General features: G+C 73.7%; 10 protein-coding genes. 3 read left to right on the top strand and 7 right to left on the bottom strand.

Annotated features, from left to right (window positions below; genetic code table 11):
- Nucleotides 1-102 precede the first annotated feature (102 nt).
- The gene (locus E6U81_RS39615) at nt 103-498 is read left to right on the top strand and encodes a CAP domain-containing protein (RefSeq protein WP_168714523.1); all 396 of its coding nucleotides are present in this window, start codon (nt 103-105) and stop codon (nt 496-498) included.
- Nucleotides 499-921: 423 nt separating this feature from the next.
- Here the strand turns inward: E6U81_RS39615 and E6U81_RS01870 are convergent, their stop codons facing one another.
- Together E6U81_RS01870 and E6U81_RS01865 are read right to left on the bottom strand one after the other, a co-directional pair.
- The gene (locus E6U81_RS01870) at nt 922-1590 is read right to left on the bottom strand and encodes a response regulator transcription factor (protein ID WP_136228260.1); all 669 of its coding nucleotides are present in this window, start codon (nt 1588-1590) and stop codon (nt 922-924) included.
- A complete protein-coding gene (locus E6U81_RS01865; protein ID WP_136228259.1) occupies nt 1587-2756 on the bottom strand; it encodes a sensor histidine kinase in 1170 nt (389 codons plus the stop codon). The genes E6U81_RS01870 and E6U81_RS01865 overlap by 4 nt, the downstream gene beginning before the upstream one ends.
- A 270-nt stretch (nt 2757-3026) precedes the next feature.
- Between E6U81_RS01865 and E6U81_RS01860 the strand changes: the two genes are divergently transcribed.
- A complete protein-coding gene (locus tag E6U81_RS01860; protein WP_136228258.1) occupies nt 3027-5234 on the top strand; it encodes an MMPL family transporter in 2208 nt (735 codons plus the stop codon).
- A 96-nt stretch (nt 5235-5330) separates the two neighbouring features.
- Here the strand turns inward: E6U81_RS01860 and E6U81_RS01855 are convergent, their stop codons facing one another.
- From E6U81_RS01855 to E6U81_RS01840, 4 genes are all read right to left on the bottom strand, one after another.
- On the bottom strand, nt 5331-7124 hold the full coding sequence (locus E6U81_RS01855; RefSeq protein ID WP_136228257.1) for an ABC transporter permease/substrate binding protein: 1794 nt from the start codon (nt 7122-7124) through the stop codon (nt 5331-5333).
- On the bottom strand, nt 7124-8185 hold the full coding sequence (locus E6U81_RS01850; protein WP_136228501.1) for a betaine/proline/choline family ABC transporter ATP-binding protein: 1062 nt from the start codon (nt 8183-8185) through the stop codon (nt 7124-7126). Before E6U81_RS01850 ends, E6U81_RS01855 begins: the two co-directional genes overlap by 1 nt.
- 207 nt (nt 8186-8392) lie before the next feature.
- Nucleotides 8393-9178: a GntR family transcriptional regulator gene (locus E6U81_RS01845; RefSeq protein WP_136228256.1), complete on the bottom strand. Its 786-nt coding sequence runs from the start codon at nt 9176-9178 to the stop codon at nt 8393-8395.
- Between the two features lie 142 nt (nt 9179-9320).
- Entirely contained in the window at nt 9321-10181 is an 861-nt protein-coding gene (locus E6U81_RS01840; protein ID WP_136228255.1) for an MBL fold metallo-hydrolase, read from the bottom strand.
- Nucleotides 10182-10379: 198 nt separating this feature from the next.
- On the opposite strand from E6U81_RS01840, the gene E6U81_RS41610 reads away from it, so the two are divergent.
- Complete coding sequence (locus E6U81_RS41610; protein WP_136228254.1) at nt 10380-11975, top strand: alpha/beta hydrolase; 1596 nt, start codon at nt 10380-10382, stop codon at nt 11973-11975.
- Nucleotides 11976-11990: 15 nt separating this feature from the next.
- Here E6U81_RS41610 and E6U81_RS01830 read toward each other — a convergent pair whose 3' ends face one another.
- A complete protein-coding gene (locus E6U81_RS01830) occupies nt 11991-13541 on the bottom strand; it encodes an IucA/IucC family protein (RefSeq protein WP_136228253.1) in 1551 nt (516 codons plus the stop codon).
- Nucleotides 13542-13569 lie beyond the last annotated feature (28 nt).

Raw genomic sequence — 13569 nt, 5'->3', positions numbered from 1 at the left:
GGCCGGGTACGGCGTGGGTGCACCGCCGTGTGTGCGTCCTCACTGCTGGTACTCGGGGGCGCCATAGGCGCCGGAGCGGCTGCCGCCGCTGAGCCCGCGTCTGTGACCGTGGCCGAGCGCGCGAGCGTTCCGCTGCAGGTCGACCCCAACGAGTTGCTCAAGCTCGAGAACGACGCCCGCGCCAAGGCAGGTTGCAACACGCCGCTGGCGATCGACCCCCAGGTGCAGGCCGCGGCCCAAAAGCTCGCCGACGACAACGTGGGCGTCAGCCACACGGGCTCGGACGGCTCCAGCCTCCAGGACCGGCTGAAGGCCGCCGGGGCGACGTACACCGCGTCCGCCGAGAACGTCTCCCAGGGAACGGATGCGGCGCAGGGTCACTTCGACCGGTGGATGAACTCCACCGGGGTCCACAAGGCCAACATCCTCAACTGCTCTTACAGCAAGACGGGCATCGCGGTCAACGGCGACAGGGTCGTGCAGGTGTTCACCAACTGATCGGCTCGGACGCGTCGGCACCGGATCAGCCGGCGTCGGCGTGTCCGCGTGTCCGGTGTGCCTGGTGTGTCCGTGGCGGGGTGACCGCGAGGACGGGCGGGGCGGGGGTGCTCCAGTGGTGGCCGCACGGTTCGAAGACCAGCAGGACCGGCCGTCCCGGGCGTTGGCGCCAGCAGATGCGTTCCGGCACGCCGTCGCACACCGGACAGCACGGCAACGGGCCGGGCTCCGGCGGGCACTCGGGGGCAGCCGCGAGCGGCGTGACGTGCGGATCGCGCATGGAGGCTCCCTGGTCGTGCGGTTGGGCTGATCGCACTGTGCCATGCCCGGGGCCCCCACCGCACGGGCGAATCATCCAGTGTTCTGGCTGGTCAGAGGTGCGGTCACCAGGAGGATTCCGGTCCTCTTGCGGGCACTCCGTGATCAACCGCTCCCGTGTCCGGCCTCGACCAGGCCCGATTCGTACGCCGCTATCACCGCCTGGGCGCGGTCGCGGACGCCCAGTTTGCCGAAGATGCCGGTGATGTGGTTCTTGACCGTGGAGACGCTGATGTCCAGTTCCGCGGCGATCTCCGCGTTGTCCAGGCCAGAGGCCAGGAGCTGCCAGATCTCCCGCTCGCGCGGGGTCATCTCGGGCGGGACCGCTGCCGCCGCCGGGCGGACGGGCGCGGGGGTCCGTACGTAGGCGGAGAGGAGCCGGGTGAGCAGCCGGGGTGCGACGACCGCCTCGCCGCCGTGCACGGTGCGGACCGCGGCGCCGAGTTCCTCCGGGGAGACGTCCTTGGGGAGGAAGCCGTACGCTCCGGCGCGCAGGGCGGCGACCACGTACTCGTCCATGTCGAAGGTGCTGAGCGCCAGGACGCGGACGCCGGGGAGGATCCGCGCCAGTTCCGCGGTGGCCTGGACGCCGTCGAGGACGGGCATCCGGATGTCCATGACGACGACGTCGGGCCGCAGCTCGCCGGCGAGGGCGACGGCGCGGGCGCCGTCCTCGGCCTCGCCGACCACCTCGAACTCGGGGTCGGGGCCGAGGATCAGGGCGAGACCCCGCCGCACCAGCGGCTGGTCGTCCGCTATGAGCACACGGATCATCGGTGTTGTTCCCCTCCCTCGGCGCCCCGCCCCGCCGGCACCGGGAGGCGGGCGGCCACCCGGAATCCCCCGCCGTCGCGTGCGGCCGCCTCCAGGGTCCCGCCCTGGAGGGCTACGCGTTCGTGCATTCCCATCAGACCGTACCCGGTGCCCGCGGCGGGCCTGGCGGCCGGCAGGGGTGCACCGGCTCCGTCGTCGCACACCTCCACGGCGACCGCGTCCGGGTGGTAGGTCAGCCGTACGCGGGCGCGCGCCTGCCCGGCGTGCTTGCGGATGTTGGTGAGCGCCTCCTGCACGATGCGGAAGAGGGTGAGGCCGACGCTGGGCGGCAGCGGGCGGACGGGGCCGTCGACGGTGAACTCCGTCTCGGTGCCGGCGAGCCGTGACTCGGTGACGATCCGCTCCAGGTCCCCGGCGCCCGGCTGAGGCGCCGGAGGGGTTTCGTCCGGTTCTTCTCCGGCCCGCAGGACGTCCAGGAGTTGACGCATCTCGCGCAGGGCGATGCGGCCGGAGTCCTCCAGGGTGACGAGGGCCTCGCGGGCCGCCTCGGTGTCGTGCGCCAGGTTGGCCCGGGCGCCGCCCGCCATCAGCTGCATGGCGGTGATGTGGTGGGCGACGATGTCGTGGAGTTCCCGGGCGATCCGGCGGCGTTCCTCGGCGACGGCGCGCTCGGCCTGGAGTGCGTGGTTGGCGGCGACCTCCCGCTGCCAGCGGTTGATGACCACGGCGGCGCCCGCGACCAGGGCCGCGGCCGCGGCATTGGCGACGAGGGACCAGCCGGAGGGGACCAGCGTGCCGCCCTGGCCCGCCGAGGCCAGCGGCACGGTCAGGGCGACGGCGCCCGCGGCGACGGCGGGCCGGCTGAACCGGACCACCGAGTAGAGGGCGACGGCGAGGCCGAGCGGAAAGTGCGGCGAGACGTCCGGGATGGCGACGTTGGGCACGATCCCGAGGAGCAGCACCGCCGCGAGCACGGCGACCGGCCGGGTACGGCGGGCGAGCAGGCACATGGCGGCCGCAACGAGGGCGCAGACGGCCGAGAGGGTCAGGGGCAGGCCTTCGGACCGGGTGCCGACAGAAAAGCCCAGCAGGTCCACGGCGGCGGCCCCGATGGCCACCAGTGCGTCGTTGCGCGTCCAGCGCAGCCTGTCGGCGCCCTCGTTCATCCTTGCCGGTCCTCCCCCGCCGGCCTGCTCCCCGCCGGTGCGGGGGCGGTTCGTGCCGGTTGTTCTCGTCCCATTCTGGCAGCCCGGCCGGCCGGTGCCGCCCTCCCGTGGTCCGGTGCCGGACCAGGACCGGAGTCCTGGTCGGGGCCGGGTTCCGGACCCTGCTCCCGGGTGCGGTTCCTCCCGTACGGCGACGTCTGCGCGGCCCGCGGCTGATGGTCTGGAGACCGGCCGGGAACCCCCGGTGCACACCGCAACCTGAGGAGTCACGTGATCCGCGCCCTGACCGGGTTCTCGACGAGGAATCCGTGGAAGGTGATCGCCGTCTGGGCCGTGCTCGGCATCGCCCTGACGATCGCCGGCCAGGCGCTCGTCTTCCGCGCCACCCAGAGCAGCACCGGCGATTTCCTGCCCCCGTCCTACGACTCGGCGGCCGCGCTGAAGATCGCCGAGGAGCGGTTCGGGGTGAGGCCTGACGCCAACACGCTGACCGTGCTGGTGGCCCGGCCGGACGGTGCGCAGCTGAGCGGTGCCGACGAACGGCGCATCGACGAGGAGGCCGCGCGGCTGGGCCGCCACCGGGTCGCCATGCCCAAGCCCGAGGAGGAGACGCCGTTCGCCCAGGACCACTCGCAGACGCCGAAGGTCGCCCCGGTCATGACGGCCCCCGACCGCGGCTTCCGGCTGCTGTCCGTGGAGCTGAAGGGCAACCCGCAGGACCCCGGCGTCCACGACACCTACCGGGCCTTCCGCGAGCAGTCCCGGGCCGGGTTCACCGAGGCCGGGTTCCGGACCGGCTACACCGGCGGGCTCGCCTCCACCGTCGACGGCGTCGACGCCGAGGAGACCAGGGCGCGGGTGATCGGCGCCGCGATGCTCGGTGTGATCGTGCTGTTGCACGTGCTGGTGTTCCGCAGCGTGTTCGCCGCGCTGCTGCCGCTCGTCGTCGTGTCCATCATCGGTGGGGCCGCGACCGGCACGGTGGTCGGCGTCGCGATGCTGACCGGCATCACCCTCGACCCGTCCACCCCGCAGCTCATCAGCGTCGTCCTGGTGGGCATCGGCATCGACTACTTCCTGTTCCTGCTGTTCCGCTTCCGCGAGCAGTTGCGCCGGCGGCCCGAGCAGCCGGGGCGGGCCGCGGCGGCCGAGGTGTCCGGGCGCGTGGGTACGGCCGTGACCTCGGCGGCGCTCACCATCGTCGCGGCGTTCGCCACGCTCGGGGTGGCCTCCTTCGGGCAGTTCCGGGTGCTCGGTCCGGCCATCGCCGTGTCCGTGCTGGTGATGCTGCTCGGCAGCCTCACCTTCATGCCGGCGCTGCTGGCGGTCACCGGTCGGAAGATGTTCTGGCCGTCGCGGGCCCACCGGCGCGAGCCCCGCGGCGGCTCGGCCGCCCGGCTCGGGACGTGGCTGGTCCGGCGTCCCCTCACGGCGGCCCTCGCCTCCGTGGCACTGCTGGGCGCACTCGCCGCGGGCATGGCCGGCATGCGGATGGACTACGGGTCGGGCGGCGCCGGCGGTGAGCGGACGGCCGCGGCGGCCACCGCGGCCGAGATCTCCCGGGCCATGCCCGCCGGTGTGTCGGACCCGATCAGCGTCTACGTCACCGCGTCGGACGGCGCGCCGCTCACCACCGGCCGGGTCGACGGTCTGTCCGGGACGCTCTCCCGGCTGGAGGGGGTGGGGCAGGTCGCCCCGACGGTGCTGAGCGAGGACCGCCTGGCGGCGCGCATCGACCTGTTCCCGAACGCCGATCCGCACGGGCAGGAGGCCCGGGACCTGGCGTCGGGCGCGGTCCGCGACGCGGTCTCCGCGCACCGGCCGGACGGTACCGAGGCCCATGTGGGCGGTACCGCGGCGGTGTTCGCGGACGTGGCGACGGCCGTGGACGAGGACCTGCGGCTGGTGTTCCCGGTCGCGGCGGCCCTGATCGCGCTCATTCTCTTCCTGCTCCTGCGCAGCCTGCTCGCCCCGCTGATCCTGATGCTCGCGGTGGGCCTGGGGTTCGCCGCCACGCTGGGTGCCGCGGCGCTCGTCTTCCAGCACGGGCTGGACCAGCCGGGCGTGGCCTTCACGCTGCCGCTGGTGCTGTTCCTGTTCGTGGTCGCGCTGGGCACCGACTACAACATCCTCGTGACCGACCGGATCCGGGAGGAGATGGAACGGCCCGGTCCGGCCCGGGAAGCCGTGGCGCGGGCGGTACGGCACACCGCGCCGGCCGTGGCGACGGCCGGGGTGGTGCTGGCCGCCTCCTTCGGCAGCCTCGCGGTCAACCCGGTCGCGGCCACGCAGCAGATCGGCTTCGCCACGGGGCTCGGGATCCTACTGTCCGCCTTCGTCCTGTCGATCGTCCTGGTACCGGCGTGCGCGGTGCTGCTGGGCCGGTCCCTGTGGTGGCCCGCGAAGCCGCGGCCGGCGGCGCCGCAGCCCGGTACCGGCACCGGGACGGAGGCACCGGAGCGCGTGCTGGTTCCCTGAGCAGGGCCCCGTACACGCGCAGGCGCCGGGCGCGCGGATTCCCGTACGGGATCCGCGGGCACGGCGCCTGCGGCGCTTCCTCCGGTGTGCCGCGTGTCAGGACAGCGCGGCGACCTCGGGGTGGTCCTTCAGCCAGACGCGGACCGCCTGCTGCTCCTTGCCCTTGCCGGTCTGCTGGATCTGCGCCTCCAGGCCGGTGAGCTGCTCCTCGGTGAGCTTGAAGGAGCGCAGCCAGGCGGCCACTTCGGGCTCGTCGGCGGCGAAGCCCTTGCGGGCCAGGGTGTGGATGCCGTCGCCCTTGCCCCAGACTGCCTTCGGGTCCTCCAGCTTGGTCAGCTCGTACGAGGAGTACGCCCAGTGCGGCGACCACAGGACGGTGACCACCGGCTCCTTCTTGTCGTAGGCGCGCTTGAGCTCGGCGAGCATGCCGGGGGTGGAGCCGTCGACGACCTGGTACTCGCCCTCCAGCCCGTACTCCTTCATGACCTTGTCCTTCAGCAGGGCCATGGCGCCGGCGCTCGGCTCGATGCCGATGATGCGGCCCTTGAACTGCCCGGACTTGCCCTTGAGGTCGGCGAGGGAGCGGACGTCCTTCATGTACGAGGGCACGGCGAGCTCGATGGAGGTCGGGCCGTACCAGGAGCCGAGGTCCTCCAGCTTGTTGCCGTACTTCTCCCAGTACTGGGCGTGGGTGACGGGCAGCCAGGCGTCGGTCTGGAAGTCGAGGCCGCCGCCGGCCAGGCCGGTGTAGAGCGCGCCGGCCTCCAGCTGCCGGGTGTCGACCTTGAAGCCGCGCCGTTCCAGGAGCTCCTTCCAGAGGAAGGTGGAGGCGATGCCCTCGTCCCACGGGATGTAGCCGATGGAGACGGTGCGGCCCTTGCCGATGTTCTCGGCGCCCTCCGGTCCCTCCTCGCGGCCGGAGCCGCCGAAGGTGCTCAGGCCGCCCGCGACCAGGGCCAGTACGACGGCTCCGGTGACGGCGTAGGCGGGCTGGGGGCGGTGGTTCCACACGCGGGCGGCGCCGGTGGCGGCCGACCGGGCCCTGGCGAGGGAGCGCCGGCCCAGCGGGGAGACCTGGCGGCCGAGGGCCCCGGTCATCCGGTCGAGGTACATGGCGAGGATGACGATGGAGAGGCCGGCCTCGAAGCCGAGGCCGATGTCGACGTTGCCGATGGCCCGGTAGACGGCGCCGCCGAGTCCGCCGCCGCCGACCATGCCGGCGATGACGACCATCGACAGGCCGAGCATGATGACCTGGTTGACGCCCGCCATGAGGGTGGGCAGGGCCAGCGGCAGCTGGACGCGGACGAGGGTGTCGCGCGGGGTGGTGCCGAACGCTTCGGCGGCCTCGACCAGTTCGGCGTCGACCTGGCGGATGCCGAGTTCGGTCATCCGTACGCCCGGCGGCAGCGAGAAGACGATGGTCGCGATGATGCCGGGCACGACGCCCACCCCGAAGAAGATGATGCCGGGGATGAGGTAGACCATGGCCGGCATGGTCTGCATGAAGTCGAGGACCGGCTTCATGACGGCGCTGACCCGGTCGGACCGGGCCGCCCAGATGCCGAGCGGGATCGCGAACACCAGGGTGACGAGGGTGGCGACCAGGACCAGCGACAGCGTGGACATGGCGTCGGACCAGAGTCCGACGGAGTCGACGAGTGCGAAACCGGCGAAGGCGAGCCCGCCCGCGAGCAGGCCGCGCAGCCACCAGGCGGCGATGGCGAGGATGCCCGCGAACAGCAGCGGGGCGGGCGCGGAGAGGACGGCGACGAGGCCGTCGTAGAGGCCCGTGACGAGTGCGCTGATGGCGTCGAACAGCCAGGACAGCCGGCTCTGGAGGAAGTCGACTCCGCTGTCGACCCAGGCGCCGAGGGGAATGCGGGGCATCAGGCGGCCACCTCCGAGCAGCGCACCGGGGCCCGCTGCTCGTCACCGATGAAGGCGACGAGGCGGTCCTGCGGTACGGAGCCGACGACGGCGCCGTCGGTGCCGGTGACCGCGACCGGGTGCGGGACGCGCGCGCTGACGGCGCACAGGTCGGCGAGCGGGGTGTCGGCGCTGACGGTGGGGCAGCCGCAGGTGCCGGCGTGGGGGCGGGCCGGTCCGGTCGTCGTCATCACCGCGTCGGCGGTCAGCACCCGGGAGCGGTCGACGTCCTGGACGAAGGAGGCGACGTAGTCGTCGGCGGGGCGGGTGAGGATGTCCTCGGCCGTGCCCTGCTGGACGACGCGGCCGTCGCGCATGACGGCGATGCCGTCGCCGAGGCGCATCGCCTCGTTGAGGTCGTGGGTGATGAAGACGATGGTCTTCTTCAGGGTGCGCTGGAGTTCGAGGAGCTGGTCCTGCATGTCGCGGCGGATCAGCGGGTCCAGGGCGCTGAAGGACTCGTCCATCAGCAGGAGGTCGGCGTCGGTGGCCAGGGCGCGGGCGAGACCGACTCTCTGCTGCATGCCGCCGGAGAGCTCGTCGGGCCAGGCCATCTCCCAGCCTTCGAGCCCGCACAGGGCGAGGGCCTCGGCGGCCCGGCGCTCGCGGTCGGCGCGGGGCACGCCCTGCACCTCCAGCCCGTAGCCGGCGTTCTCCAGAACGTTGCGGTGCGGGAAGAGGGCGAAGTGCTGGAAGACCATGGAGATCTTCGTGGACCGTACGCGGCGCAGCTCGCGCGCGCCGAGCGCGGTGAGGTCCTGGCCGTCGAAGAGGATGCGTCCCGCGGTGGGCTCGAGCAGGCCGTTCAGCATGCGCAGCAGGGTGGACTTGCCGGAACCCGACAGCCCCATGACGACGAAGATCTGGCCGGGCTCGACGTCGAAGGAGACGTCGATGACCGCGGCCGTCGCTCCGTCGGCACGCAGCTCGGCGCGGTCGCTGCCGCCTTCGAGTGCGCGCACGGCGTCGTCGGGCCGGTCTCCGAACACCTTGTAGACGTGCTCGGCCTGGAGCGTGGACACATACACCTCGCGGTTCGTACCGGGTACGGCGCGCGGGTCGGGCCGGCGCGGCCGTGGAGCGGGACGGGATCCGCCCGCATGCGCCCCGCCCTCCGGCACGAGGTGCCGGAGGACGGGGTTCCGCTCCAGCTGCGCCGATGCCCGGCATTCACTACGGCAAACGCGTACGTGATCCACCTCACGCGCGGCCTCACGGGCGGGTCGTGGCTACAGGACGCGGAAGCCGGCCACGGCGGGGTGACGGCGGTCACGATGGAACGTCAGGTGGTCCCAGGTGGGGAAGGCCAGGTCGGTCACGGCGACGAGCAGGCCGGAGGGGGCGTGCACGGTGCGGCGCACGGTCAGGCCGCAGGCGGGGGCGGACGCCGGGGCGGCGGCCGGCGGGTGGATGGTGCGGGTCATGGTGATGGTCTCGGCGACCCGGCCGCCCGCCGCGGCCCGCTCCAGCCAGCCCTGGAGGGAGGCCAGGTCCTGGTCGGTGGAGTGCCCCGCCCGGTTGCGGCAGACGGCCAGCTCGGGGGTGCGCGCGACGACGTCCGGGTTGAAGTGGGTGACGGCGTGCCGGAGGGTCTCCCCCGCCCGGCCCCGCTCGCGGTGGTGATGGACGAGGGTGCGATCCCCGCCCGACATGCCCAGCGGCGCCGCGAGGGAGGGCGGGACGCTGACCACCGTGACCCAGCTCCGGGTGAGGCCGGGCGCAAGGGACGCGGGCCCGAAAGCCACCGGGTCGGGCGCGGTGGGGACGACCTCGGCAGTGACGGCGGGGCGGGAGCCGCGGCGCCCGGTCACCACCAGGCCGTCCTCGCGCAGGTATTGCAGGGCGGCCCTGATGGTCTGCCGGTTGACCTGGTAGCGGGCGGCGAGGCTGCGCTCGGACGGCAGTCTTCCGCCGGGGGTGTGCGCGGCGCGGTCGAGATCGCGGCGCAGCGCTGCGGCGATCCGCTGGTACTTGGGCATGGCGGCCGGGCCGCCGCCCCGCGAAGGGGAGGGCATGGCTTCTCCTCTGACGGGTGGTCAAGGACTGCGCGGTGCCCGACCAACCTAGCATTGGTCTATACCTTTGAGTGAGAGGGGATCGGGCCCTGCCACCACCTTGGCCGGTTCCGGACCCCGGGCCGGGCGGGCGAGCCGCCGGTCAGTCGCGGTAGACGAGGACGAAGTCCCCGTAGGGGTGGGTGCCGTGCCGGTCCGCCGTCTCGTCGAGGGCGCCGCGCAGGGCGCGCAGGTGGTCCGTGGTGAGCTGGAGCGGCGGCTCGTCCGGCTGGTGCGTGGTGCCGCGGGGGTAGTCCTCGCCGGGCGTCGTGGTCATCTCGATGTGGCAGCCGAGGACATGGCGGACCGGGTGGACGGTGCAGAAGTCCAGCAGCCGGTCGACGGTGGCCGAGTAGGCCGTCCGGTCCTCGATGTAGAGCCGCCCCGGGTAGAGGGAGTCTCCGGTCAGCAGGAGGCCGGTGTGGCGGTCGTGGAAGACCAGGGCGGCCCGCTGGTGTCCGGGGCCGGGGATCAGGTCGAGGATCCGGCCGCCCAGGTCGAGCGTGCCGGTCCGGTGAGGCCAGTCGGTGAGGCCGAAAGCGGCTGTGACCTCCTCCAGCCGCGGTCCCACGACCGTGGTGAGGGGCCGGTCCGCGAACTGCCCGTCCGCCGCGACGTGGTCGCCGTGCCCGTGGGTGTGGGCGACGACCAGCGCGTACGCGGGTCTCGGATGCCGTTCCAGCCAGGCCGCGACGAGCCGGTCGACCGTTGCCCGCAGGGGGAAGTGGGCCGGGTCGGCGGACGCGCCCGTGTCGAGGAGCAGCGCCCGTTCATTGCCGAAGAGGAGGAAGAGGAACGGGGCTTCGTAGTGCACGGACTTGTTCTGCCGCAGGATCACCGTGTGTTCGGAATAGGCGTGGACCTGGATCTCCGGGGCCGGGTCGTGCTTCGGAGAGGGCCAGCCCGCGTGCCAGACGACGTCGAGACTGCCTGCGACCGGGGCGCCCCGGAGAAAGTCGATCACGCCTCCAACCTAACCCTCGCCGTCCGTCGCCGGGGAGCGGGCCGCCGGCCGGCCCGCGCGGATCGCCCGCCCGGCTCGCGCGGGCTGCGGAATCGCGGTTGGGTGGGGGGAGAAGCGTGTGCACCGATGGCGCGTTGCCCCGATGCGGCGGCATCGGCCGCCGGACCGGGCCCTCGCCGTGTCCGAGGAGAGCCCACCATGTCCGCACCAGGCCCCTCAGCCCGCCGGCGGCGCCGCGCGGCAGTCCTCACCGCGGCTCTGGCCTGCTCGGCGCTGCTCACCGGCCCCGCACCGGCCGTCTCCCACGGCACGCCCGCGGCGCCCCCACCGCCCTCACCGTCACCCTCGGTGGCCGTCCCGAAACTGGACTGGAGCCCGTGCCGGCCCGGCAGCCCCTGGGACTGCGCCACGGCCGAGGTGCCGCTCGACCACGCCGCCCCCGCCGGTCGCAGCATCGACCTGGCGGTCGTCCGCCGCCAGGCCACCGATCCGGGCCGGCGCATCGGCACCCTGTTCGTGAATCCCGGCGGGCCCGGCGGCCCCGGCACCGTACAGGTGCCGCAGAACTACGACGCCTTCCCCGAGGAGCTGCGGAAACGGTTCGACATCGTCAGCTGGGACCCGCGGGGGATCGGCAACAGCACCGCCGTGAACTGCTTCGACACCACCGAGCAGGCCCGTGACTGGGCGGCCCGCCCGCCCGGCGGCTTCCCGGTGGGCCCGCAGGAGCGCAAGGCGTGGATCGACGCGTACGAGGACCTCGGCCGCCGATGCGAGAAGCGCGATCCGGACCTGCTGCGCCACGTCTCGACCGCCGACACCGCCCGGGACCTCGACCTGCTCCGCCGGTCGGTGGGCGAAGGACGGCTGAACTACCTGGGCGTCTCCTACGGCACGATCCTCGGTGCCACCTACGCCAACCTCTTCCCCGGCAACGTCCGCGCCATGGTGCTCGACAGCAACATGGCACCCCGGGCCTGGACCGACGGCGACCGGCAGGGCGAACCCCGCAGCACGACCCTCCTGCGCATGGGCTCGGACGTCACCGCCGCGGCCACCCTGCAGCGTTTCCTGGCCCTGTGCGGATCGGCCCCCGCGACCCGCTGCCCCTTCTCGGCGGGCAGCCCCGAGGCCACCCGCGAGAAGTTCGACCGGCTGATGCAACGGCTGCGGGAACGTCCGGTCGGACCGTGGACGTACGCCAGGACGGTCGCCGACACGGTCAACAGCCTCTACATAGTCGACCCCGGCTGGACGGCCCTCGCGGGCCGGCTCCAGGAGCTGTCGCAGGGCCGGGAGCCCAAGCCCCCGGTGTACCCGCCGCCGCCCCCCGTGGACCGGCCGAACCCGTACCTGGGCGACGAACAGGCGGCCGCCGTGTGGTGCGGCGACAGCCCCAACCCGCGCGACCCGGCCGCCTACCACCGCCTGGAGGAAGAGAGCGCCCGGCGGGCCGGGGACGCCGGACGCTTCTGGACATGGGCTGCGGAGCCCTGCGCCACCTGGCCGGCCCGGGCAGCCGCCGGGTACGACGGCCCGTGGAACACCCCCACCCCCCGCCCGGTCCTGGTCATCGGAACCCGGTACGACCCCTCCACGCCCTACACCGGCGCCCAGGCCATGGCCGCCGAGCTGGCGAACGCCCGCCTGCTCACGAACGACGGGTACGGCCACACCGCGCTGTTCAACAACGGCAGCAGCTGCATCAGCGCGTACGAGAGCCGCTACTTCGTCGACGGGACGCTCCCGCCCCCCGGCACGGTCTGCGCCCCGGACCGGGTTCCCTTCTCCTGACCGACCTCTTCCAGACTAGGTCAGCAGCGGGTTCGGCAAGGGGCGGTAGCGGGCGGCCGCGCCGTCGGCGCGGGTCCAGCGCAGCAGCAGGTTGGTCTTCGCGGGCAGGGCGGGGGCGGTGAGGAGGGCGGCGATCTCGGGGAGCCCGCGCAGGGACTCGTAGCGCAGCAACTCCTCGCGCGCCGCTGGCCACAGGAGCGGTGAGGCCTCCGGACAGCGGTCGGCCAGGACCGCTGCGATTTCGGACAGGTTGTTGACCACCAGGCAGTACACCAGGCGCTCCCAGGCGTCCGCGCGCGGCAGGTCCGGCAGCAGTTTGACCCCCTCCGCGTCCCGGAAGAGGGCCTGCACCGGCATGCCCGACGCGTCGACCGCGATCACGGTGTTCTGGAGGTGGGCCTCCAGCACGACGCCGTGCCGGGCGAAGAGTTCGAGCACCGGCGGCACCACCTGGCGCAGGTACGCCCGCCACCACGCGAGAGGGTCGGTGGCGCCGGCCGGCGGGCTCCCCGGGTAGCCCTCGGCGAGCGCGGCGACCAGCAGCGGGGTGGCCCCGGGCACGGTGTGGGCGCGCAGGCCGTCGCGGACCAGGACGGCGAGCTCCTCGAACGCGAAGGCGGCGGTGCGGTAGCCGCGGTCGGCGAGCCAGGCCGCGTCCGAGCCGGTCCCGCGCAGTGCGGCGAACCCGGCCTCGACGGCCGCGTCCGTGCGGCGCAGCGCCAGCAGGTCGTGCCGCCACAGCCGGCGCACGTCGTTGGTGATCCGCACGTCGAGGCTGAACTTCACGAACAGGTCGGCCGCCGGATCCGGAACGTGGAGGGTCCGGATGGACGCGGTCGGCCAGGCCGGCCGCCGGCTCTCGCCGAGCCGCAGCAGCCGCCCGTCGGCGAAGGCCTCGCGCACCGCGGGCCGGTCGGCGACCAGGTCGAGCTGCCAGGGATGGGCGGGCAGCAGCGTGTAGCCGGCGGGGGCGCGCGGCCCGTCGAGGAGGTCGGCGAGGGAGTCGACGGCCTCGGTGACGGCCCGCCCGCCCTCCTCGACGCACTGGTCCTCGCGCAGCCCCAGGAAGACCAGCGGGAAACGGGCGTGCGCCTCGGGCGCGTACGGCAGCCAGCTCCCGGCCGGCGCCCCGCCGCGGGCCTTGGGGGCGGGGTGGTGCGGGTGGCCCATCACGAGGGACTGCTCGGAGAGTACGTACGGGTCCGCCGGGGGCTCGGCGGTGGCACGGGCGGCCAGGAGTGCGACGAGCGCGTCGCGGCTGTCGGTGATCTCGACCGGGAGTTCGTCATTGGTGGTCCCGGTGAACCGGCCCAGCTCGTCGGAGACGAGTTTGACCAGTTCGGTGTGGCTGAGCGGGTGCCAGCCGTTCGCCGTCCGCAGTTCCGGGTATACGGGCCGGCGGCCGCCGCGTACGCGGAGCAGCCGCCCGCTGCCCCGCAGCCGGTGCACGGCCGCACCGGCGGGCTCGCCCGGGCCGACGGGCTCGGCCGCCTCCCGGAGGAGGCAGTTCAGGAGCGGGGCGGCGGCGTAGGCGTCCGCGGCGGCGTTGAGGTCCACTGGTTCCATTCGGGTCCATCCGGTGGCCGGAGGTCCG

The organism is Streptomyces sp. A0592 (assembly GCF_004795115.1).
Lineage (GTDB): Bacteria > Actinomycetota > Actinomycetes > Streptomycetales > Streptomycetaceae > Streptomyces > Streptomyces erythrochromogenes.
The sequence above is the reverse complement of the archived record's forward strand: the minus strand, read 5'-3'. Positions and strand labels throughout refer to the sequence as shown.

Excerpts from the sequence above, each read along its gene's own strand:
- E6U81_RS01870 (WP_136228260.1), bottom strand. The coding sequence starts at position 1,590 with ATGATCCGTGTGCTCATAGCGGACGACCAGCCGCTGGTGCGGCGGGGT.
- E6U81_RS01865 (WP_136228259.1), bottom strand. The coding sequence starts at position 2,756 with ATGAACGAGGGCGCCGACAGGCTGCGCTGGACGCGCAACGACGCACTG.
- E6U81_RS01855 (WP_136228257.1), bottom strand. The coding sequence starts at position 7,124 with ATGCCCCGCATTCCCCTCGGCGCCTGGGTCGACAGCGGAGTCGACTTC.
- E6U81_RS01845 (WP_136228256.1), bottom strand. The coding sequence starts at position 9,178 with ATGCCCTCCCCTTCGCGGGGCGGCGGCCCGGCCGCCATGCCCAAGTAC.
- E6U81_RS41610 (WP_136228254.1), top strand. The coding sequence starts at position 10,380 with ATGTCCGCACCAGGCCCCTCAGCCCGCCGGCGGCGCCGCGCGGCAGTC.
- E6U81_RS01830 (WP_136228253.1), bottom strand. The coding sequence starts at position 13,541 with ATGGAACCAGTGGACCTCAACGCCGCCGCGGACGCCTACGCCGCCGCC.